Genomic DNA, 21,417 nt, shown 5'->3' with positions numbered 1-21,417 from the left:
AGTCATCAACCCTTTACTCCGGTGAGCGTGACACCCTCGACGAACGCCTTCTGCGCGAAGAAGAACACGAGGATCACGGGGGCCATGACCAGCACGGTCGCGGCCATGGTGAGGTTCCAGTCGGTGTGGTGGGCGCCCTTGAAGGACTCCAGGCCGTAGGAGAGCGTCCAGGCGCCGGGGTTCTCGGAGGCGTAGATCTGTGGCCCGAAGTAGTCGTTCCAGGCGTAGAAGAACTGGAAGAGGGCCACCGCCGCGATGCCCGGCTTCGCCATCGGCAGGACGACCTTCAGCAGGGTGCGCAGCTCCCCGCAGCCGTCGACCCTCGCCGCGTCCAGGTACTCGTCCGGGATGGTCAGCAGGAACTGCCGCAGCAGGAAGATGGAGAAGGCGTCGCCGAAGGCCATCGGGATGATCAGCGGCCACAGCGTGCCGGACAGGTCCAGCTGCTTCGCCCAGAACAGGTACATCGGGATGATGATCACCTGCGGGGGCAGCATCATCATCGAGATCACCAGCATCAGGGACAGATGCCGGCCCCGGAAGCGGAACTTGGCCAGCGCGTACGCCACCGGGATCGACGACGCCACGGTCAGGACGGTGCCGAGCCCCGCGTACAGCAGCGTGTTCTTCCACCAGGTGAGGAAGCCCGGCGTGTCCAGGACCGCGCGGTAGTTGCCCCACTCCCAGGTGTGCGGCCACAGGTCGCGGGTGAGGGCCTGCTGGTCGCTCATCAGCGAGGTGAGCACCACGAACACGAACGGCAGCGTGAAGAAGAGGGCGGCGGCCACGCCGAGGGAGTGGACGGCGATCCAGTGCAGCAGGAGGCGCCGGCGGGCGGTGCGCTCCTCGGTGGGCGGCGTGCCGGTCACGAGAGGCCGGTCCAGTACCTGGGTCATCGGTCACCTGCCTGGATCAGTCCGCCCCGGCGGCGCATCAGCAGCGCCGTGAACGCCATGGCCAGCGCGAACAGCACGAGGGCGACCACACAGGCGGAGCCGTAGTCGAAGCGCTGGAAGCCGAGGTTGTAGACGAGCTGGGGGAGGGTGAGGGTCGACTTGTCGGGATAGCCGGGTTCGAAGGACTGGCCGGAGCCGCCGATGATCCCGGAGGCGACCTTCCCCGCGACCAGCGGCTGCGTGTAGTACTGCATGGTCTGGATCACGCCCGTGACCACGGCGAACAGCACGATGGGCGAGATGTTCGGCAGCGTCACGAACCGGAACCGCTGCCAGGCCGACGCCCCGTCCAGCTCGGCCGCCTCGTACTGCTCCTTCGGTACGTCGAGCAGCGCGGCCATGAAGATCACCATGAGGTCGCCGACGCCCCACACCGCGAGCGCGGTCAGCGCCGGTTTGGACCAGGCGGAGTCCGTGAACCAGCCGGGCGCCGGGACACCGAGGCCCTCCAGGACGGAGTTGACCGGTCCGGTGCCGGGGTTGAGGAGGAAGACGAAGGCCAGGGTCGCGGCGACGGGCGGGGCGAGGTAGGGCAGGTAGAAGAGGGTGCGGAAGACGCCCGCCCCCGTCCTGATCTTCGTGATGAGCAGCCCGACCCCGAGCCCGAACACCACGCGGCAGGTCACCATCACCAGGACTAGCCACAGGGTGTTGCGCAGGGCGGGCCAGAACAGCGGGTAGTCCTGGAAGACGTACGTCCAGTTGTCCAGGCCCCGGAACTCCGGGACGCCGAAGCCGTCGTACTTCATCAGCGAGAAGTACACGGTGGACACCAGGGGATAGGCGAAGAAGACGCCGAACCCGACGATCCACGGTGACATGAAGGCCACCGTCCGAAGCGCCGAGGACCGGCGCTTCGCGCGCAGAGTGTTCGCGTTGGTGTGCGTGTGCGTGGTCATGGACCGCTACTTCGTCTGCTCGATGTCGCGGTCGATCTGCTTGGCGGTCTTCTCGAGTCCGGCCTCGAGGTCCTTCACCTTGCCCGACTCGTACTGGTATCCGAAGTCCTGGAGCGTCAGCTGGTAGGTGGCGCCGTTGACGGAGGCCGGCGGGGAGTTCGACCCGGGGTGCTGGGCGATGTCGAGGAAGGTCTTGAACTCCGGGTCGGTCTTGAGGTCGGGCGACTTCAGGGCCGGGAAGGTGGAGGGCACGTTGCGGATGGCGTTGGCGAAGGCGACGACGGCCTCGGTGTCGGTCGTCATGTACTTCACCAACTCCCACGCGGCGTTCTGCTTCTTGCTCTGCGGGGCGATGCCCATGACGGTGCCGGACAGGAAACCCTTGCCGTACTCGTCCACCTCGTCGTCGGCGACGGGCATCGGCGCGGTGCCGATCTCGAAGTCGACGCCCGCGTCCTTCGCCATGCCGAGCCGCCACTCGCCGTCGAGCTGCATGGCCACCTGGCCGGTGTGGAAGGGGTGCTTGGCTCCCCACTCGTCACCGAAGGTGTTGCGGTACTTCTCCAGTTTCTCGAAGCCGCCGAGGTCGTCGACGAGCTTCTTCTGGTACGTGAACATCTCCGCGAACGCCGGGTCCTTGGCGACGCTCGACTTGCCGTCCTGGCCGAAGTAGGCGTGGTCCCACTGCGACATGTAGTGGTCGACGACCGTCTCGTAGCCGTGGTAGTTCGGCATGAAGCCGAGCTGCTCGTAACCGTCGCCGCCGGGCTTGGCCTTGGTGAGCTTCTTCGCCACCTCGGCGAACTCCGACCAGGTCTTCGGCGGTTGGGTGATCCCGGCCGCCTCGAAGGCGTCCTTGTCGTAGTAGAGGCCGTAGGCGTCGCCGAGCAGCGGCAGGGCGCAGCGCGTGCCCTCGAACTGCGTGTACTCCAGCATCGGCTTCGGGATGAGCGCGTCCAGGTCGAGCTCGGACTTCTCGATGAACGGCTTCAGGTCGAGGAAGGCGCCCGAGGAACAGAACTTGCCGATGTTGGAGGTGGTGAACGAGGACACCACGTCCGGGCCGCTCGAACCGCCCGCCCGCAGGGCCTGGTTGAGCTTGTCGTCGTTGATGTTGCCGACGACCTCGACCTTGATGTTGGGGTGGGCCTTCTCGAAGCGGTCCACGTTCGCCTGTACGGCCTTCACCTCGGCGGGCGCGCTCCAGCCGTGCCAGAAGGTGATGGTCGTCTCGGCGTTCGGGTCGTCGGAGGCGCCGGATTCGGACTGACCGGTGCAGGCGGTGGCGAGCAGGGCGAGGGAGGCGGAGGCGGCGACCGCGAAGGCCGCTTTTCTGGATATTCCGGGCATGGCGAATCTCCCAGGGGCAGGGCGGGGTGGGACGAAGGATGGGACCGGGGGTGGCGCGGGGGTCAGCGCGAGGTGTCGAAGACCTCGTCGCGGGTGGTCGCGAGCGCGCTCTCCAGCGCGCCGCGCAGTACTGGATGCTCGGTCACGTCGGCGACGGCGAGCCGGGGCCGGGAGGCGGCCAGCTCCTCCAGCTCGTCCTGGACCAGGTCGCGCAGCGCCGCACCGCCCGCGGTGAGGGAGGTGCCGCTCAGGACCACCAGCTCGGGGTCCAGTACCGAGACGAGGGAGGCGAGGCCGGTGGCCAGGCGGGTGGCGTAGGTCTGCAGCAGCCGTCGGTGCGGGTCGTCGTCGGTCTGTGCGGCGCGGGCGACGAGGGCGGCGGCGACCTCCGGGTACGGCCCCGAGGGCACGTCGGTGACGCCCAGCTCCCGGGCCAGTCCCGCCAGGGCCTGGGAACCGGCCAGCTCCTGGAAACCGCCGCTCCCGGTACGGCTGACCTTGCGCACCAGCGGCGCGCCGGGCACGGGCAGGAACCCGACCTCGCCCGCGCCGCCGGTCCAGCCCCGGTGCAGCCGGCCGCCGAGGACCAGGGCGGCGCCCAGGCCCTCCTGGTTCCACAGCAGGACGAAGTCCTCGTGGCCCCGGGCCGCACCGAGGCGCTGTTCGGCCACGGCCGCGAGGTTCACGTCGTTCTCGTACTCGACCGGCATCGGCAGGGCGGCGGCGAGTTCGTCGAGGAGGGCGGGGGAGTGCCAGCCGGGCAGGTGGGAGGCGTAGCGCAGCCGTCCGGTGCCCGGGTCGAAGGCGCCCGGGGTGCCGATGACGAGACGGTGGACGTCGGTCCGGGCGAGTCCGGCCGCCTTCACCGCGCCGTCGAGCGCGTCGGTGACCTGCTGGACGACGGGGGTGGCGGCACGCCGGCCCGGGGTGGGCAGCTCGTGCCGGCCGACCGTGCGCCCGGTGACGTCGGCGACCGCGGCCAGGATGCGGCCCGGGGTCACGTCGAGTCCGGCGGCGTACGCGGCGGCCGGGTTGACCTCGTAGAGCTGGGCCCCGGGCCCGGGACGCCCCTCGGTCGTCCCCCCGGCCAGGACCAGCCCCGCGGCCTCCAGCCGGGCCAGCAACTGCGAGGCGGTGGGCTTCGACAGGCCGGTCAGCTTGCCGATCCGGGTCCGGGACAGCGGCCCGTGCTCCAGGAGGAGGTCGAGTGCGGCCCGGTCGTTCATGGCGCGCAGGACGCGCGGGGTGCCCGGCGTGCCGGCGGTTCCTGCCATGCGTGTCCACACCTGCCTCTCGACCGCTCAGCTTTTCAGGGTGCGGCGGGGGAAGTCCACCGCACCGATCACGGAATGGGTTTGTTAGGAAAGTTTCCTGTTGGCTGAGAAACGTAGGCCGCCCGCAAGGAGCCGTCAAGAGACCGCCCCCGAGGCAACGCAGTCGTTACCTCGGGGGCGGGAAGAGTGCGGGAGCCGCTACTTGCTGGTGCTCGGCGGGGGGATGGGGGACGCCGCGACGGACTGCGGCGAGACCGTGCTCGCGTACGCCGAGGGCGCCGCGACGCCCGCCGTCGGATCGGGGACGGAGGCGCTGTCCAGCGGGACCGTGGCCCCGCCGACGATCGCGATGCCGGCCGCGTCGAAGGCGCGCTTGATGCGCCAGCGCAGCTCACGCTCGACGGTGAGGGCCTTGCCGGGCATGGTCTTCGCGGAGACCCGCACCACCATGGAGTCGAGCAGCACGGAGTCCAGGCCGAGAACCTCGATCGGGCCCCAGAGCATCTCGTTCCAGGGCTCCTCCTTGCTCATCCGCTCGCCGACCCCGGCGAGGGTCTCCTTCACCTTGTCGAGGTCCTCGTCGGAACGGACGGTCACGTCCACGCCGGCCGTGGACCAGCCCTGGGAGAGGTTGCCGATCCGCTTGACCTCGCCGTTGCGGACGTACCAGATCTCGCCGTCGACCCCGCGCAGCTTGGTCACCCGCAGCCCGACCTCGATGACCTCGCCGGAGGCCACGCCCGCGTCGATGCTGTCGCCGACGCCGTACTGGTCCTCCAGGATCATGAAGACGCCGGAGAGGAAGTCGGTGACCAGGTTGCGGGCGCCGAAGCCGATCGCCACACCGGCGACACCGGCGGACGCCAGCAGCGGGGCCAGGTTGATCTGGAAGGTGCCCAGCACCATCAGCGCCGCGGTGCCGAGGATGAGGAAGCTGGCCACCGAGCGCAGTACGGACCCGATGGCCTCCGAGCGCTGCCGGCGCCGTTCGGCGTTGACCAGCAGCCCGCTCAGCGCGGTGCCGCCGGACGTCCCGGTCCGCCGGTTCATCCGCTCTATGAGCTTGCTGATCGCCCGCCGCACGACGGCGCGCAGCACCACCGCGATCACCACGATCAGCAGCACCCGCAGTCCGATCGCGAGCCACGTCGACCAGTTCTCCTCGACCCAGCCCGCGGCGTTCGTCGCGCTCTCGTGGGCCTCCCGCAGCGAGGGCACGGCCGGGGCCGTCGGGGACGGTGACGGCGAGGGTGACGAACCGGCGGCCAGCAGGACGGCGGCGGACAGGGACACGACGGATACCTCCAGGTGCGGCGGCCCGTCCTGCGCGGTCCGGTCCGAGGTCCGGTCCAAGGTCACGGAAAGGTCACCGGACGGGCAGATGCACCACACTAACGGGGCACCGGACGCGGTTCGGCCCGAAATGGGCGGGAGAGACGGTACTCACCCGCGCTCGGACTGGTCACGCCCGTGACCCGGCGTTCCGTGTGTTCGAAAACACTCCCAGCCCGTTACCGGGACATGGTGGCGCTACGACCAGGCATGAGGGGACACTGAACCAGATCGTCCCGGCGCGAGCCACGCGCCGCCGACGCCCAAGGAGGCACCCGTGCCGCATGTCCTGGTCCTCAACGCGTCGTACGAGCCGCTCGGCGTCGTACCGCTCCGCCGCGCGCTCGTCCTCGTCCTGGAGAACAAGGCCGTGTGCCTCGAGGAGTCCGGCGCCTTTCTGCACAGCGCGACCGTCACCGTGCCCGCACCCAGCGTGGTCCGGCTCAAGCGATTCGTCCGGGTGCCCTACCGGGGGCCCGTCCCGCTCACCCGCCGTGCCCTCTTCGCCCGCGACGGAGGCCGCTGCATGTACTGCGGCGCCGTCGCCACCAGCGTCGACCACGTCATCCCGCGCAGCCGCGGGGGCCTGCACGCGTGGGAGAACGTGGTCGCGTCCTGCCGCCGCTGCAACCACGTCAAGGCCGACCGCCACCTGGTCGAGCTGGGCTGGCGCCTGCGCCACAAACCGGCCCCGCCCACCGGTCTGGCCTGGCGCATCATCGGCACCGGCCACCGGGACCCGCGCTGGCTGCCGTACTTGCAGCCGTACGGCGCGGAGGACGCCATGGCCCGGATCGACGGCATTTCCGCCTGACGGTCCGGGTCTCTGTCTGACCCGGGTCAGCGCACCCAGTTCTTCAGCGGCTCGGTGTCCAGGGCGATCCCGACCGGCTCGGGCAGCGCGACCTCCTTGCCGAAGGGCAACGTCTGCACGGTCTCGTACCGTCTCCCGTCCGGACGGCTGTGCACCTTGACCTCGCAGGTGTCCCGGTCGATGAGCAGGTGCACCGGGATGCCGGTCTCCGCTGCGGCGGTGGGCAGGTCCCACTCGGCGTACACGGTCTTGCCGACACTCCGCGGCTCCCAGCCCCACCGCGTGGCCAGGGCCCCCACCAGCAGGAGTCCGCGCCCGAACTGCTCGTCGACCTCCCCGACCGGGCGCGGGCGGGGCAGCCGCTCGCCACGCGGGTCGCTCACCTCGACCCGAAGGGTCCGGGGATCGACGGTGATGTGTACGCGGATGAGCCGTCCCCGGAGGCTGCCGTGCAACAGGGCGTTGGTCATCAGCTCCGACACGACGAGGGCGGCGTCTCCCGCGAGGCCCGGCTGCCCCCACTCCGCGACGAGCCGTGCGGCTCTGCGCCGGGCGAGGGGGACGCTGCGCTGGGTGGGGGTGTAGTCGAGCAGGTCTTCGTGGAGGGGCGGTGCGGAACGTGGCAGGGGAGCGGGTTCTGTCATGGAGCGGTGCCTCCAGGTGGGGGGTGGCGGTGTCTCTGCCATGCCTGCTGGGCAGGATGGTGCGCTTCCGCCGAAGGTGGGACCGCGGAGTGAGCGGCCGGACACTGAAAGTAGCGGCTCGGTTATCTCTGGCGCAACTGTTTCGGAGACAAGTGTCTCCAGGGGTGATGACGGGAGTTGAGTCCGGCACCATGTGGGGGTGACTCGAACCACGCAACTCGGCAACAGGGCGTCAACTGTGCTCGGGCGCAGGCTCGGTGGAGAACTACTGCGTCTGCGGGATGCTGCGGCCAGTACGCAGCAACAGGCTGCGGAGGTCATCAGCGCGACCAACTCGAAGATCGTCAAGATGGAGCGCGGCTGGGTGCCGATGCGCGATCCGGATATCCGTGCGCTGTGCGAGTTCTACGGTTTGGTGGACACCAGGGCCGTGGCCCAACTGCTGGAACTTGCCAGGTTGGACCGTGAAAGGCGCAAGGCGAAGGGGTGGTGGCAGGACTCTCCGCATCCTGGTGCGCTCACCGAGTTCATCGCCATGGAAGACGCAGCCAGCCGCGTGCGCACATGGCAGCTGTCACTTGTGCCGGGCCTCTTCCAGACTCCTGAATACGCCCGGTCGCTGGCAGTCAGCGAGGGGGTTGGGTCCTGGGAGGACCCTGCGGAGATCGAGCGGGTCGTCGACATCAGGTTGCGTCGGCAGGAGCGCCTGGTGGGGGAACGTCCGCTTGAGGTGTACGCCGTAGTTTGGGAAGCAGCGTTGCGGCAGCTGATCGGGGGCTCCTCGACCATGCGAGGGCAGTTGGAACGGCTCCTGGAGGTTGCCGCGCTGGAGAACGTCCGCCTACAGGTCCTGCCGTTCCATGCTGGAGGGCATCCGTGCATCACGGGCCCGTTTACCATCCTGTCGTTCAACGAGACCGAAGCGGTGGACGTGATCCAGGCCGACACCATCGCGTCCAGCGTGTGGGTGGAGAACGAAGCGGCAAGCAGCGAGTACAGCGACCTCTTCGATCGCACGGCCCGACGGAGCCTTGCACAAAGTGACTCCATCCAGCTCATCGAGGCTATTCGACAGGAGATTTGACCGGTGCTCAGGTTCGACTTCGTGAAGTCCAGCTACAGCAACACGTCCGGCGAATGCGTCGAGGTGGCCTTGAACGTCACCGGGGCCGTGGCCGTCCGCGACTCCAAGGACGCTGCCGACGGGCCGATACTCCGCCTCGCGCCGCACGCGTGGGCGCGGTTCGCGGGGAGTTGGGGCGACGGGCCGGTCAGGGATGACGCCAGGTGAGGGTGTAGCGCCAGAAGAGGCGGCGGTGTAGCCGGGCGCCGGGCAGGACCGTGTGGGCCGTCGCGGCGATGGCGGAGAAGGGCATGTCGGCCGGTCGGGTCCGGGCGGTCATCGAGGTGGGCGGGGTGGCGCTCCGGCCCCTGTTCTTGAGCCATCCGATGACGGCGTTCGGGAGGACTGCGGTCGCGCCGAGCAGGTGGTCCGTGGCGGTCTGTGGCCGGTAGAGGCCGACGACGACCAGGGTTCCGCCGGGAGCCAGGTGCCGGCGGAAGGCGTCGAGGGCTTCGGTGAACGGCAGGTGGTGGAGGGTGGCGACGCAGGTGATGACGTCGTGAGGTCCGGCGGGGAGCTCCGTCAGGGCGTCCGCGACGGTGAAGGACGCCGCCGTCCCCTCGGGGGTCAGTGCGCGTGCCCGTGAGGTGATCGCGGGGTCGGAGTCGACGCCGTGGACTTCGGCGGCGCGGGTGGCGAGGAGCCGGGCCAGGTCGCCGGTGCCTGAGCCGACGTCCAGTGCGCTGCCGAAGCGGTGGGGGAGTTGACGCAGGATCCGGCGGTGGTAGTGGGTGTTGTGGTCCCAGGGGTGGGCGGCGTTGAACCGGTCGAGCGCCTGGAGGAGCCGAGGCGGCAGGGACGTCATCTGACTACTTTGACACCGTGAACACTCGTGCCCCTACTGTCCTCAAGCCGCTCCTTTGAGCGCCCAAATGACACTTGTCCGCCGACTGCTCACGCCTTTCAGCACGACCCCACCCTCGCCAGGACGGAGCCGGCTGCGGGGCAGGTGACGCCGACGTGACCGGTTTGCGTGAACCGGCGGAGGGTTAAGGTGAATTTTTGATCGGGTTCATCACCTTTGCGGCTGGCAGGGTGTGACCAGGGCCACGTTGGCGAGGTCGGGGCGCCTGTCTTCGCGCGGACTGGGTAGGGCTGCCGTAACCCGCCAAAAGCGTGCTCGACAGAGCTCGACCCAAGCTCGATGAAGGAGATCCCCGTGGCTGCACTGGCACCGCTTCTGCTCCCGGCCCCGTCCAAACCCGTGGCGGAGCCGTCCACACCCTGGGCGGAGCCCTCCGCCGCCTCCGAGACCCCGCACTACTGCGTCTTCGGCGCGACCGGCAGCTGCGCCGAGGCCCCGCTGACCAGCGAACCGCCGCTGCCCGACGCCGAGCCCCTCACCAGCGAGTCGCCGTTCGCCGACGCCGTACCGCTGACCAGCGAGTCCTCGCCCGAGCTCACGGCGGACGTGCCGGAGCAGGGTGGCCCCTCCTTCGCCGTCCCCGTTCCGGAACCCACGAGGTCGTAGAGGAAGCAGATGCCCGCAGCCCGGCCGGCCGAGCCCCCCGACGAGGACCTTCCCGAGGATCTGACCAGGCTCGCCGCCCTGCACGGCGTCGCCACCTCCTACCGTCCGTCCCCGGACCGCACCGTCCCGGCCTCGGCCACCGCCGTCACCCTCGCGCTGGCCGCCCTCGGCGTGGACACGAGCACGCCCGAGGCCGTACGGGCCGCGCTCGCCGCCCGCGAGGGGGAGCTGCGTGAGCGGCTGCTGCCGCCCACCGTCGTCCGCTGGGACGGCTGCGGCACCCCGGCCGCCCTGGCGGCCCTGCCCGAGGGCACCCGGCTGCGCGTCGACACCGAGCAGGGCGAGCGCCGCGACGGAGCCGAGCTGCTCCCGCCCGGCGTCCACCGGCTGACCGCCACCGCGCCCGACGGGCGCACCGCCGAGGCCCACCTGATCGTCGCGCCCGCCCGGCTGCCCACCCCCGCCACCCGCTCCTACGGGCTCCTCGTCCAGCTCTACTCCCTCCTCTCCCGCCGCTCCTGGGGCATGGGCGACCTCGGCGACCTCGGCGAGCTGGCCGCCTGGGCCGGACGCGCCCTCGGCGCCGGATTCGTGCAGGTCAACCCGTTGCACGCGGCCGTGCCCGGCGCCCCCACCGACCCCTCCCCCTACCGGCCCTCCTCGCGCCGCTTCCCCGACCCGGTGCATCTGCGGATCGAGGACGTGCCCGAGTTCGCGTACGTCACCGACCACGAGCGCGTCGGGACCCTGCGGGAACGGGCCGGGCGGCTGCGCGAGGGCGTGCTGGACAAGGGCGCCCTCATCGACCGGGACGCCGTGTGGGAGCTCAAGCGCGACGCCCTCGAACTGCTCCACGAGATCCCCCTCGGCCCGGGCCGCCGCGCCGCCTACTGCGACTACCTCGCCGAACAGGGCACCGCCCTCGAGGACCACGCCACCTGGTGCGCGCTCGCCGAGGTCCACGGATCCGACTGGCACCGGTGGCCCGAGGGCCTGCGCGACCCCCGCTCGGCCGAGACCGACCGGGCCCGCACCGAGCTGATGGACCGCGTCGACTTCCACTCCCGCCTCACCTGGCTCACCGACACCCAGCTCACCGCCGTCCAGCACACCGCCCGCGAGGCGGGCATGCCGGTCGGGATCGTCCACGACCTCGCCGTCGGCGTGCACCCGCGAGGCGCCGACTCCTGGGCCCAGCAGGAGTACTTCGCCGCCGGCATGTCGGTGGGCGCGCCGCCGGACGCCTTCAACTCCCTCGGCCAGGACTGGGGCCTGCCGCCCTGGCGCCCCGACCGCCTCGCCGACTGCGGCTACGCACCCTTCCGGCGCCTGCTGCGGGGCCTGTTCCGCCACGCCGGGGCCCTGCGCATCGACCACGTCATGGGCCTGTTCCGGCTCTGGTGGGTCCCCGAGGGCCACCCGCCCACCGAGGGCACCTACGTCCACTACGACGCCGAGGCCATGCTCGCCGTCCTCGTCCTGGAGGCCGCCCGGGCCGGCGCCCTGGTCATCGGCGAGGACCTGGGCACCGTGGAACCCGGGGTGCGCGAGACGCTGCGCGAACGCGGGGTGCTCGGCACCTCCGTGCTCTGGTTCGAGCGGGACTGGACCGGCGACGGCCGTCCCCTGCCGCCCGAGCGGTGGCGCGCCGACTGCCTGGCCACCGCCACCACGCACGACCTGCCGTCCACCGCCGCCCGCCTCACCGGCGAACACGTCGAACTCCGCGACCGGCTCGGGCTGCTCACCCGCCCGCTGGAGGAGGAACGCGCCGAGGCGTCCGCGGACACGGCCCAGTGGCTGGACGTGCTGGCCCGGCTCGGGCTGCTGCACGGCACCGGCGGCGGCACCGGAACGCCCGCCGAGGAGGCGAAGATCCAGGCCGTGCACCGCTTCCTGCTGCGCACCCCCGCCCGCATGGTCGGCATCTGGCTCCCGGACGCCGTCGGCGACCGCCGCCCGCAGAACCTGCCCGGTACCTGGGACCAGTACCCGAACTGGCGGCTGCCCGTCGCCGACGCGGAGGGCCGCCCGGTGACCCTGGAGGAACTGGCCGCCTCGCCCCGCCTGCACGCCCTGATCGACGTCGTACGGGAACGCGGCGACGACCGGAACGGCTGAGCGGGGCGGCCGGGCGGGACGACGGCGGGGCGTCCGCGGCCCCGTACGGGCACCCCGGGCGCGCGGTCGCCGCGGCCGTTCGCTAACTTTGCACCGTGGACAAGAAGAACGCCCTGCGCGCCGGCGCCCTGGCAGCCGGTACGACGCTGATGATGCTGCTCATGTCGTCCCCCGCGCTCGCGCTGACCCGCGACGACGGCGACGACCCCGGCACCGGCCTGAGCGTCGTCGAGACGCTGGGCCTCTACGTCCTGGCCCCGATCGCGCTGTTCGCGATCATCGCGGGCCTGATCATGGTCCTGGACAGGTCCCACCCCGAGCACCGGGTGACGACTCCCGGCGCCAAGGCCAAGTCCAAGGCCAAGCTCAAGGCCGGCGCGAAGGCCTGACCCTCCGCTTCAGCTTCACCGAGGGCGCCGCCCCCACCGCACGTACGCGCGTCAGCTCGTACGCGGACGGGGACGGCGCCCTTCGGTGTGTAGGCCTTTCGGCGGTCAGGGGCTCGGTGCCGTCAGATAACGCTGGACCGTGGGCGCCAGCCAGGCCACGACCTCCTCGCGGTGGAGCGCCACGGCCGGCCCGAACCGCAGCACGTACCGGGTGAGTGCCAGGCCGAGCACCTGCGTCGCGACGAGCGCGGCCCGCGCGGGGGCCTGCTCGGGGTCCGGGCACACCCGCTGGGCGACCGGCAGCAGCTGGTCGCGGAAGATGCCCTGCATGCGCTCGGCCCCCGCCTGGTTGGTGACCCCGACCCGGAGCAGCGCCGTGAGCACCTCGTTCTCCTCCCACATGGCGAGGAAGTGGGTCACCAGGACCCGCCCGACCTCCTCGCGCGGCCGCTCGGTCAGGTCGGGCAGGGCGAGGTCGACGGTGACGGCCGCCGCGAACAGGCCCTCCTTGTTGCCGTAGTACCGCATCACCATCGACGGGTCGATGCTCGCGTCCCGGGCGACGGCGCGGATGGTGGCCCGCTCGTAGCCGTCGGCGGCGAAGCGCTCGCGGGCCGCGTCGAGGATGGCGGCGCGGGTGGTGTCGGAGCGGCGGGCGGGCGGCTCGTTGTCCTCGGTCCTGCCGTGGAGTGCTGTACGGGGCATGCCCACAAGCGTAGGCCAACACACGTAGGCCAACAAGTGTTGACGTCGACGCCGCACGCCCCTAGGGTGACAACGAGCGTTGGCAAACAAGCGTTGGCATCGCAAGGAGGCCCCATGAACGGCACCGGCACCCGCCACGAGTCCCCCCGCTCCGTGATCGTCGTCGGCTCGGGTCCCACCGGCCTGCTCCTGGCCGGTGACCTCGCCACCGCCGGCATCCCCGTCACCCTCGTCGAGAAGCGCCCGCACCGGATCAGCAACCTCTCCCGCGCCTTCGTGCTGCACGCCCGCACCCTCGAGCAGCTCGACGCCCGCGCCCTCGCGGACGACCTGGAGGCCGTGGGCAGGCCCCTGGACCGCCTCCGTCTCTTCGGCCGCCTCACCGTCGACCTCGCCACCCTGCCCTCCCGGTTCCGCCACCTCCTCGTCCTCCCGCAGTACGAGGTCGAGAAGGTGCTGGAGCGGCGGGCGGTGGAGGCTGGGGTGGAGTTCCGGTACGAGACCGAGACCACCGGCGTGCGCCAGGACCCCGGGCAGGATCCGGCGGAGGGCGGCGTCATCGTCGAGGTCCGCGGCCCGGACGGGGAGACGCGGACGCTGCGCGCGGCCTACGTCGTCGGCGCCGACGGCATGCGCAGCACCGTGCGCGACGCGGTCGGCCTGCCGTTTCCCGGGCGCTCGGTCATCCGTTCCGTCGTCCTCGCCGACGTGCGCCTCGCCGAGGAGCCGGAGACGCTGCTGACCGTCAACGCCGTCGGGGACGCCTTCGCCTTCCTCGCGCCGTTCGGCGACGGGTACCACCGCGTGATCGGCTGGCACCGCGGGCGCGATGTCCCCGACAGCGAGCCCCTCGACCTCGACGAGGTCAAGGAGATCACCCGTCTCGCGCTGGGCCGCGACTTCGGGATGTACGACGCCCGCTGGATGTCGCGGTTCCACAGCGACGAGCGGCAGGCGCCCGCCTACCGCGTGGGCCGCGTCTTCCTCGCCGGCGACGCGGCGCACGTGCACACGCCGGCCGGCGGCCAGGGCATGAACACCGGCCTCCAGGACGCGGCGAACCTGAGCTGGAAACTGGCGGCCGTGCTGCACGGGCACGCCGGGCCCGAACTGCTGGACACCTACCAGGCCGAACGGCACCCCGTGGGCAGGTCGGTGCTGCGCAGCAGCGGCGGGATCGTCCGCCTCGCCATGGCCAAGCGCCCCTGGACGCTGGCGCTGCGGGCGGTCGTCACCACCGTCCTCGACCACGTGGGCCCGGCCCGTCGCAGGGCGACCGGCCACATCACCGGCGTCGGCCTGCGCTACCCGGCCCCCCGCGGGTCCCACCGGCTGACCGGCACCCGCGTGCCCGACGTGGCCCTCGCGGGCGGAAGCCGGCTCTACGAGGCACTGCGCGGCGGACGGTTCGTGCTGATCACCCCGGAGGCAGCCCCGGAGACAGCTTCGGACGCGGCCCCGGAGGCGACCCCGGGGGAGCGGCTGGCCGTGGAGCGCTGGGCGAGTGGACGCCGTACGACGGTGCTGGTGCGGCCCGACGGGTACGTGGCCTGGGCGGCGGACGACGCGAGTGCGGCGCAGGCCCGGGCGGCCGTCGCCGCGCACGTGGGCTGAGCGGCCGCCTACTTCTCGGTGCCGGCGAGCAGGTCCCGCAGCAGGCCGGTCAGTTGACCGGCCCGCTCGGCGTCGAGGGAGGCCAGGGCCTGGGTCTGGACGTCGAGGCCCGCGCCGACCGCCTCGTCGATCAGCTCGAGACCCCGGTCGGTGAGGGTGACCTGAAGTGCCCGGCGGTCGTGCGGGTCGGGGGAGCGGCGCAGCAGTCCGGCCCGTTCGAGTTTGTCGAGGCGGCCGGTCATGCCGCCGGTGGTGAGCATCAGTGTGGCCGAGAGCTGCCGCGGAGAGAGCGTGTAGGGCTCGCCGGAGCGGCGCAGGGTGGCCAGCGCGTCGAACTCCCCGCGCGAGATGCCGAAGCGCGCGTACGCCTTCTCCATCCGGTCGCCCATCGCGCGCGCCAGCCGGAAGACCCGGCCGAACACCTCCATGGCGGCCGTGTCCAGGTCGGGCCGCACCGTCGCCCACTGGTCGATGATCGCGTCGACGGGGTCCTTGTGCGGCGCGGACCGCTGCTCGGGCCGCTGCTCGGGGCGTTCAGTCATGGCACGAGTATCGAGTCCGGTCCGCTGGACCGCAAGAAAGTAGCTTGACGGAAACTGGCTTAGAAGTAAGCTACTTACTACCGAGCTTCATGCTGCCGAGCTTCAGGTCCTCGCCGTCCGCCCGAAGGGGTGCCCTCATGGCCGCCGCCCGCCCAGCCACCCGCCCCGCCCTCATAGCGCTCACCGCCCTCGCCCCCGTCTCCTGGGGCACCACCTACGCCGTGACCACCGAGTTCCTGCCGGCCGACCGTCCCCTGTTCACCGGGCTGATGCGTGCCCTGCCCGCCGGACTGCTGCTGCTCGCCCTCGCCCGGGTGCTGCCGCGCGGTGCCTGGTGGTGGAAGTCGGCGGTGCTGGGCGTGCTGAACATCGGGGCCTTCTTCCCGCTGCTGTTCCTCTCCGCCTACCGGATGCCGGGCGGTATGGCCGCCGTCGTCGGCTCGGCCGGTCCGCTGTTCGTCGTCGGGCTCTCGGCGCTGCTGCTCGGGCAGCGGGCCGGCACCCGTTCCGTGCTCACCGGCGTCGTCGCCGCGTTCGGCGTCGGTCTGGTGGTCCTGAAGGCGGCCGGGGGACTGGACGCGCTCGGTGTGTCGGCGGCCGTCGCCGCCACCGCGTCCATGTCCACCGGCACCGTCCTCACCAAGCGGTGGGGACGCCCCGCCGGCGTCGGCCCGCTCGCGCTCACCGGCTGGCAGCTCACCGCGGGCGGACTGCTCATCGCGCCCATCGCCCTGCTGGCCGAGGGCGCCCCACCCGCCCTGGACGCCCGGGCGGCCGGCGGCTACCTCTACCTGGCGCTGGCCAACACGGCGTTGGCGTACTGGCTCTGGTTCCGCGGCATCGGCCGGCTCTCCGCCACCCAGGTCACCTTCCTCGGCCCGCTCTCGCCGCTGACCGCCGCCGTGATCGGCTGGGCGGCGCTCGGCGAGACGCTCGGACCGGTGCAACTGGGGGGCATGGCACTGGCGTTCGGAGCGACCCTCGCGGGGCAGCTCGCGCCCCGCACCCTCCGGCCGACCGGGAGGGCCCTGGAGCCACCCTTCGCTCCTGCCCCGAAGTAGGCCCCACGTCCGAGGGCGCCCGGCGAGACACCGGGCGCCCTCGAACGTGTACGTACTCCCGCTGCCTACTCCGATGCCGCCGCGTCCGCCGCCTGCGCCCGCAGGGCGCGCTCGACGCCCGAGCGGGACTCCGAGACCAGCCGCCGCAGGGCGGCGTTCGGCTCGGCGGAGGACAGCCAGGCGTCCGTCCGCTCCAGGGTCTCCCGGGAGACCTGCACCGCCGGGTACAGGCCGACCGCGATCTGCTGCGCCATCTCGTGCGAACGGGACTCCCAGACGCTCTTCAGCGCCTCGAAGTACCGCTCCGTGTACGACGCCAGCAGCTCGCGCTGGTCGGTCTGGACGAAGCCGGCGATGACCGCCTCCTGCACGGCGTTCGGCAGCTTGTCGGAGTCGACGACCGACTCCCAGGCCTCCGCCTTGGCCGCCTCGGTCGGGCGGGCGGCACGCGCGGTGGCGGCGTGGCGCTCACCGGCGGCCGTCTTGTCCCGCTCGTACTCGCTCTGGATCTCCGAACCGCCGAACCGGCCCACGGCCGCGAGCCGCTGCACGAATGCCCAGCGCAGCTCGGTGTCCACGGCCAGGCCCTCGATGGTCTGCGTGCCGTCGAGCAGCGCGTCCAGCAGGTCCAGCTGCTCCGGCGTCCTCGCCGTCGCCGCGAACGCGCGCGCCCACGCAAGCTGGTGGTCGCTGCCTGCCTCGGCCGCCCGCAGGTGGGCCAGCGTGGCCTCGGTCCAGCGGGTGAGCAGCGCCTCGCGGGCGGTGGGGTCGGCGTACTGGTCGATGGCCAGCTTCACCTGGCGGTGCAGCGACTGCACGACACCGATGTCGGACTCCTTGCCGATGCCCGACAGGACCAGCGAGAGGTAGTCGCGGGTGGCCAGCTCCGCGTCCCGCGTCATGTCCCACGCCGACGCCCAGCACAGGGCGCGCGGCAGCGACTCGGTGAAGTCGCCGAGGTGCTCGGTGACGACGGCCAGGGACTGCTCGTCGAGGCGGACCTTGGCGTACGACAGGTCGTCGTCGTTCAGGAGCAGCACCGCCGGGCGGGGCTTGCCGACCAGCTGCGGTACGGACGTCGACTCGCCGTCCACGTCCAGTTCGACGCGCTCCCCGCGCACCAGCTTGCCGCTCGCGTCCAGGTCGTAGGCGCCGATCGCGATGCGGTGCGGGCGCAACGTCGGCTCCCCCTTCGCGCCGGCCGGGAGCGCAGGGGCCTCCTGGCGGATGGCGAAGGACGTGACGACACCGTTCGCGTCCGTCTCGATCTCCGGACGCAGGACGTTGATGCCGGCCGTCTCCAGCCACGCCTTCGACCAGGTCTTCAGATCGCGGCCGGAGGTCTCCTCCAGCGCGCCCAGCAGGTCCGACAGGCGCGTGTTGCCGAACGCGTGCCGCTTGAAGTACGCCTGCACGCCCTGGAAGAACGCGTCCTCACCGACGTACGCGACGAGCTGCTTGAGCACCGAGGCGCCCTTGGCGTACGTGATGCCGTCGAAGTTGACGAGCACGTCGTCCAGGTCGCTGATGTCCGCCATGATCGGGTGCGTGGAGGGCAGCTGGTCCTGCCGGTACGCCCAGGTCTTCATCTGGTTGGCGAACGTCGTCCACGAGTGCGGCCACTTCGAGCCGGGCGCGTCGGCCTGGCAGGCGGCCTCCGCGTAGGTGGCGAACGACTCGTTCAGCCACAGGTCGTTCCACCACTCCATGGTGACCAGGTCGCCGAACCACATGTGCGCCAGCTCGTGCAGGATCGTCGCCGCCCGCACCTCGTACGCGGCGTCCGTCACCTTCGAGCGGAACACGTACTGGTCGCGAATGGTCACCGCGCCCGCGTTCTCCATCGCGCCCGCGTTGAACTCCGGCACGAAGAGCTGGTCGTACTTCTTGAACGGGTACTGGTAGTCGAACTTCTCCTGGAACCAGTCGAAGCCCTGCCGGGTCACCTCGAAGATGGCGTCCGAGTCGAGGTGTTCGGCCAGCGAGGGCCGGCAGTAGATGCCGAGCGGGACGGACTGGCCGTCCTTCTTGTACACGCTGTGCACCGAGTGGTACGGGCCGACGATCAGCGCCGTGATGTACGACGAGATGCGCGGGGTCGGCTCGAAGACCCAGACGTTCTCCCGGGGCTCCGGCGTCGGCGAGTTGGAGATGACCGTCCAGCCCTCGGGCGCCGTCACGGTGAACTGGAACGTCGCCTTCAGGTCCGGCTGCTCGAAGCTCGCGAAGACCCGTCGCGCGTCCGGCACCTCGAACTGCGTGTACAGGTACGCCTGGTCGTCCACCGGGTCGACGAAGCGGTGCAGGCCCTCGCCGGTGTTGGTGTAAGCGCAGTCGGCGGCCACGCGCAGGATGTTGCGGCCCGGCAGCAGCCCCGGAAGGGCGATGCGGGAGTCCTGGAACACCTCGGCGGCATCGAGGGCGTCGCCGTTCAGCGTCACCTCGTGGACCGTCGGCGCGACCAGGTCGATGAAGGACTCGCCGCCGGTCTCCGCGACGTCGAAGCGCACCGTGGTCACGGACCGGTAGGTGCCGCCCTCCTGCGCGCCGGTGAGGTCGAGATCGATCTCGTACGAGTCAACGGTCAGCAGCGTCGCCCGCTGCCGCGCCTCTTCGCGAGTCAGGTTTGTGCCAGGCACGCGGTCATCTCCTCGTCATGTGTGGTCGCGCCATCCTTCCACGTGACCTGTGCCGAACGCGATGTCCGTTTCCCGCCGGTGCGCGGGCCGCTCGCGCGTGAGCCTGGACGCATGAACGGTTACACGGCACGACCCATCCCCCGCCCCGCCCTCGAGGAACTGCGCACGACCGACGACGCGGGCCGCGCCCCCGCTCCCCGGACCGACGACGAGGGCGGCGCCCCCCTGCGCTGCTGCCTGCGCCGCAGCCGCCCCGGCGACCGGATCGCCCTGGTCTCCTACGCCCCGCTGCGCCGCTGGGCCGCGCGGACCGGCGCCGACCCGGGCGCCTACGACGAGCAGGGGCCGGTCTTCATCCACGCCGAGGACTGCGCGGGGCCGGAGGGTGAGGGCCTCGCCTTCACCAACGCGCACCGCACCGTGCGCCGCTACTCCGCCGAGGGGCGCATCCTGGGCGGACACCTGGTCGAACCCGACGGGTTCGCGCCCGCCCTCCATCACGCGTTCGACGACCCGGCCGTGGCGTTCGTCCACGTCCGGGCCGTCGAGTACGGCTGCTTCCTCTACGAGGTGCCCAGGCCCTAGCCCTTCAGCTCCGCCGCCACCAGCTCCGCGATCTGCACCGCGTTCAGGGCCGCGCCCTTGCGCAGGTTGTCGTTGGAGACGAACAGGGCGAGGCCGTGGTCCACGGTCTCGTCCTGGCGGATGCGGCCCACGTACGACGGGTCCTGGCCGGCCGCCTCCAGCGGGGTCGGCACCTCGGTGAGCGCGACGCCGGGGGCACCGGCCAGCAGCTCCTTGGCGCGCTCGACGCTGATCGGGCGGGCGAAACGGGCGTTGATCTGGAGGGAGTGGCCGCTGAAGACGGGCACCCGCACACAGGTGCCGGAGACCTTCAGCCCGGGGATCTCGAGGATCTTGCGGGACTCGTGGCGGAGCTTCTGCTCCTCGTCCGTCTCGTGCAGACCGTCGTCGACGATCGAGCCGGCCAGCGGCAGCACGTTGTACGCGATCGGCGCCACGTACTTGTCCGGCTTCGGGAACTGAACGGCGGAGCCGTCGTGGGTCAGCTTGGGGGCGTCCGCGCCCACCTTCTGGACCTGCTCGAACAGCTCGTCCACGCCGGCCAGGCCGGAGCCGGACACCGCCTGGTAGGTGGCGACGACGACGGCCTCGAGGCCCGCCTCCGCGTGCAGCGGACGCAGGACCGGCATCGCGGCCATCGTGGTGCAGTTCGGGTTGGCGATGATGCCCTTGGGGCGGTCGGCGATCGCGTGCGGGTTCACCTCGGAGACCACCAGGGGGACCTCGGGGTCGCGGCGCCAGGCGGAGGAGTTGTCGATCACGACCGGCCCCTGGGCGGCGACCTTTTCGGCCAGTGCCTTGGAGGTGGCGCCGCCCGCGGAGAACAGCACGATGTCGAGGCCGGAGTAGTCGGCGGTGGTCGCGTCCTCCACCGTCACGCCGTCCAGCTCCCTGCCGGCGCTGCGCGCCGAGGCGAACAGACGCAGCTCGGTGACCGGAAAGTCGCGCTCCGTGAGGATCCTGCGCATGACCGTGCCGACCTGACCGGTGGCTCCGACGATTCCGACCCTCACGGTGACTCCTTCTCCGTTTGTACGCGTGTCTTCACGCGCGCTTTGCTCGGCCGAGACTTTTCCATCATGGGGCGAAGCCCGGCCCGCCTGTCCAATCCTTTGCGCGGTGTGCCCGCACGCCGGAACGCGGCGACTCGGACGGCGGACGCGGTCCTTCGGCAAAAGGCCGTTCCGACCTGCAGAAATTCCCCCGGCCGTGGCCCGCGCCGCAAGCTGTGCTGTTCCGCCCCTGCCCATCCCTTCCCGCCGCACACGACGATGTGACGTACACCTCGCACCGAAGGCGGTCGTCCCGGCGAACGTTTCGGGCCCCGCCGGCGTCCTAGGGGAAACGTGGCTGGGGGAGGAGTGGCTGTGCTGCGCAGGAAGGCCCGCCGCGGCCAGGGGGACGCCGTGGGCGACGACCCTCTGGACGCGGCACAGGAACGCCGGGTGCGGGCCGTGCTCGCGCTGGGCGGGGTACCGCAGGCGGACCTGCCGGACGGGGTGCAGCAGGTCCGCCTGCGGCTGCTGGAGCGGGCGGCCAGTGGCCGCGAGGCGCCGCGCGACGTGTCCGCCTGGGTCGCCGTCGTCGCCTCCAACCTGGCCATGGACTGGCACCGGGCCAGGCGCCGCCAGGACCGGCTCGGTGAACGCCTGGCCGCACTGCGTCAGACGGAGCATCCCCGCGACGAGGACACCAGCGTCCTCTCCCTCGCCGTCGCCCGGGGCCTGGACGAGCTGCCCGACGCCCAGCGCCAGGTCCTCGTCCTGCGTTTCTACGCCGACCTGCCGGTGCGCGGCATCGCCGAGGAGCTGGGCGTCCCCGAGGGCACGGTCAAGAGCAGGCTGCACACGGCGGTACGGGCCCTGCGCGCCCGCCTGCACGAGGACGAGGTGGTGTGA

The 21,417-nt window shown here is 71.6% G+C and carries 21 protein-coding genes, 1 tRNA gene and 1 pseudogene; 11 read left to right on the top strand and 12 right to left on the bottom strand.

The genetic code is table 11. The annotated features are described in order from the left end of the window. Window positions 1-5: 5 nt before the first annotated feature. The 4 genes from ACGH7X_RS13660 to ACGH7X_RS13645 form a co-directional block, all read right to left on the bottom strand. Window positions 6-896, bottom strand: a complete 891-nt coding sequence (locus tag ACGH7X_RS13660) for a carbohydrate ABC transporter permease (RefSeq protein WP_399885075.1) — start codon at window positions 894-896, stop codon at window positions 6-8. Further along, the gene (locus ACGH7X_RS13655) at window positions 893-1,855 is read right to left on the bottom strand and encodes a carbohydrate ABC transporter permease (RefSeq protein ID WP_399885073.1); all 963 of its coding nucleotides are present in this window, start codon (window positions 1,853-1,855) and stop codon (window positions 893-895) included. Before ACGH7X_RS13655 ends, ACGH7X_RS13660 begins: the two co-directional genes overlap by 4 nt. A 6-nt stretch (window positions 1,856-1,861) precedes the next feature. Further along, a complete protein-coding gene (locus ACGH7X_RS13650) occupies window positions 1,862-3,205 on the bottom strand; it encodes an ABC transporter substrate-binding protein (protein ID WP_399885071.1) in 1,344 nt (447 codons plus the stop codon). A gap of 62 nt (window positions 3,206-3,267) precedes the next feature. Continuing rightward, window positions 3,268-3,915 (bottom strand): ROK family protein, encoded by a 648-nt coding sequence (locus ACGH7X_RS13645; RefSeq protein WP_399897763.1) that lies wholly within the window; start codon window positions 3,913-3,915, stop codon window positions 3,268-3,270. A 57-nt stretch (window positions 3,916-3,972) separates the two neighbouring features. On the opposite strand from ACGH7X_RS13645, the gene ACGH7X_RS13640 reads away from it, so the two are divergent. Further along, window positions 3,973-4,070 (top strand) — tRNA-Leu (locus ACGH7X_RS13640). Between the two features lie 238 nt (window positions 4,071-4,308). Here the strand turns inward: ACGH7X_RS13640 and ACGH7X_RS13635 are convergent. Next, window positions 4,309-4,431, bottom strand: a pseudogene (locus ACGH7X_RS13635) (MarR family transcriptional regulator); the annotation flags it as partial. Window positions 4,432-4,677: 246 nt separating this feature from the next. Continuing rightward, on the bottom strand, window positions 4,678-5,832 hold the full coding sequence (locus ACGH7X_RS13630) for a mechanosensitive ion channel family protein (RefSeq protein ID WP_399896990.1): 1,155 nt from the start codon (window positions 5,830-5,832) through the stop codon (window positions 4,678-4,680). 256 nt (window positions 5,833-6,088) lie between these two features. On the opposite strand from ACGH7X_RS13630, the gene ACGH7X_RS13625 reads away from it, so the two are divergent. Next, window positions 6,089-6,625 carry an HNH endonuclease gene (locus ACGH7X_RS13625; RefSeq protein ID WP_217169910.1) on the top strand — a complete coding sequence of 179 codons (537 nt, stop codon included), beginning with the start codon at window positions 6,089-6,091 and terminating at the stop codon, window positions 6,623-6,625. 26 nt (window positions 6,626-6,651) lie between these two features. Here ACGH7X_RS13625 and ACGH7X_RS13620 read toward each other — a convergent pair whose 3' ends face one another. Beyond that, the gene (locus ACGH7X_RS13620) at window positions 6,652-7,269 is read right to left on the bottom strand and encodes an ATP-binding protein (protein WP_399885069.1); all 618 of its coding nucleotides are present in this window, start codon (window positions 7,267-7,269) and stop codon (window positions 6,652-6,654) included. Between the two features lie 199 nt (window positions 7,270-7,468). Here ACGH7X_RS13620 and ACGH7X_RS13615 point away from each other — a divergent pair, with 199 nt between their 5' ends. Further along, a complete protein-coding gene (locus tag ACGH7X_RS13615; RefSeq protein WP_399885067.1) occupies window positions 7,469-8,353 on the top strand; it encodes a DUF5753 domain-containing protein in 885 nt (294 codons plus the stop codon). Between the two features lie 3 nt (window positions 8,354-8,356). Beyond that, on the top strand, window positions 8,357-8,560 hold the full coding sequence (locus tag ACGH7X_RS13610) for a DUF397 domain-containing protein (RefSeq protein WP_399885065.1): 204 nt from the start codon (window positions 8,357-8,359) through the stop codon (window positions 8,558-8,560). Here ACGH7X_RS13610 and ACGH7X_RS13605 read toward each other — a convergent pair. After that, window positions 8,541-9,197, bottom strand: coding sequence for a class I SAM-dependent methyltransferase (locus ACGH7X_RS13605; protein ID WP_399885063.1), 657 nt, complete (start codon window positions 9,195-9,197; stop codon window positions 8,541-8,543). The two genes, ACGH7X_RS13610 and ACGH7X_RS13605, sit on opposite strands and share 20 nt — an antisense overlap. A gap of 354 nt (window positions 9,198-9,551) precedes the next feature. On the opposite strand from ACGH7X_RS13605, the gene ACGH7X_RS13600 reads away from it, so the two are divergent. From ACGH7X_RS13600 to ACGH7X_RS13590, 3 genes are all read left to right on the top strand, one after another. Further along, window positions 9,552-9,863: a hypothetical protein gene (locus ACGH7X_RS13600; RefSeq protein WP_217169916.1), complete on the top strand. Its 312-nt coding sequence runs from the start codon at window positions 9,552-9,554 to the stop codon at window positions 9,861-9,863. Window positions 9,864-9,872: 9 nt separating this feature from the next. After that, window positions 9,873-11,984 carry a 4-alpha-glucanotransferase gene (gene malQ / locus ACGH7X_RS13595; RefSeq protein WP_399885061.1) on the top strand — a complete coding sequence of 704 codons (2,112 nt, stop codon included), beginning with the start codon at window positions 9,873-9,875 and terminating at the stop codon, window positions 11,982-11,984. Between the two features lie 95 nt (window positions 11,985-12,079). Next, entirely contained in the window at window positions 12,080-12,373 is a 294-nt protein-coding gene (locus ACGH7X_RS13590) for a hypothetical protein (protein ID WP_399885059.1), read from the top strand. A gap of 105 nt (window positions 12,374-12,478) precedes the next feature. Here the strand turns inward: ACGH7X_RS13590 and ACGH7X_RS13585 are convergent, their stop codons facing one another. After that, window positions 12,479-13,078 (bottom strand): TetR family transcriptional regulator, encoded by a 600-nt coding sequence (locus ACGH7X_RS13585; protein ID WP_399885057.1) that lies wholly within the window; start codon window positions 13,076-13,078, stop codon window positions 12,479-12,481. A 114-nt stretch (window positions 13,079-13,192) separates the two neighbouring features. On the opposite strand from ACGH7X_RS13585, the gene ACGH7X_RS13580 reads away from it, so the two are divergent. After that, a complete protein-coding gene (locus ACGH7X_RS13580) occupies window positions 13,193-14,692 on the top strand; it encodes an FAD-dependent monooxygenase (RefSeq protein ID WP_399885055.1) in 1,500 nt (499 codons plus the stop codon). Window positions 14,693-14,700: 8 nt separating this feature from the next. Here the strand turns inward: ACGH7X_RS13580 and ACGH7X_RS13575 are convergent, their stop codons facing one another. Next, a complete protein-coding gene (locus ACGH7X_RS13575; RefSeq protein ID WP_399885053.1) occupies window positions 14,701-15,234 on the bottom strand; it encodes a MarR family winged helix-turn-helix transcriptional regulator in 534 nt (177 codons plus the stop codon). Between the two features lie 137 nt (window positions 15,235-15,371). Between ACGH7X_RS13575 and ACGH7X_RS13570 the strand changes: the two genes are divergently transcribed. Beyond that, the gene (locus ACGH7X_RS13570; RefSeq protein ID WP_399885051.1) at window positions 15,372-16,295 is read left to right on the top strand and encodes an EamA family transporter; all 924 of its coding nucleotides are present in this window, start codon (window positions 15,372-15,374) and stop codon (window positions 16,293-16,295) included. Window positions 16,296-16,360: 65 nt separating this feature from the next. Here the strand turns inward: ACGH7X_RS13570 and pepN are convergent, their stop codons facing one another. Continuing rightward, window positions 16,361-18,934 carry an aminopeptidase N gene (gene pepN, locus ACGH7X_RS13565; RefSeq protein ID WP_399885049.1) on the bottom strand — a complete coding sequence of 858 codons (2,574 nt, stop codon included), beginning with the start codon at window positions 18,932-18,934 and terminating at the stop codon, window positions 16,361-16,363. Window positions 18,935-19,045: 111 nt separating this feature from the next. Between pepN and ACGH7X_RS13560 the strand changes: the two genes are divergently transcribed. After that, entirely contained in the window at window positions 19,046-19,519 is a 474-nt protein-coding gene (locus ACGH7X_RS13560; RefSeq protein WP_399885047.1) for a DUF1203 domain-containing protein, read from the top strand. Here the strand turns inward: ACGH7X_RS13560 and ACGH7X_RS13555 are convergent. Further along, a complete protein-coding gene (locus ACGH7X_RS13555) occupies window positions 19,516-20,532 on the bottom strand; it encodes an aspartate-semialdehyde dehydrogenase (protein ID WP_399885045.1) in 1,017 nt (338 codons plus the stop codon). The genes ACGH7X_RS13560 and ACGH7X_RS13555 overlap by 4 nt on opposite strands. A gap of 354 nt (window positions 20,533-20,886) precedes the next feature. On the opposite strand from ACGH7X_RS13555, the gene ACGH7X_RS13550 reads away from it, so the two are divergent. After that, window positions 20,887-21,417 (top strand): RNA polymerase sigma factor, encoded by a 531-nt coding sequence (locus tag ACGH7X_RS13550; protein WP_399885043.1) that lies wholly within the window; start codon window positions 20,887-20,889, stop codon window positions 21,415-21,417.

This window comes from Streptomyces sp. BBFR51 (genome assembly GCF_044591655.1).
GTDB lineage: Bacteria > Actinomycetota > Actinomycetes > Streptomycetales > Streptomycetaceae > Streptomyces.
This window is presented reverse-complemented; position numbering and strand designations above follow the sequence as displayed.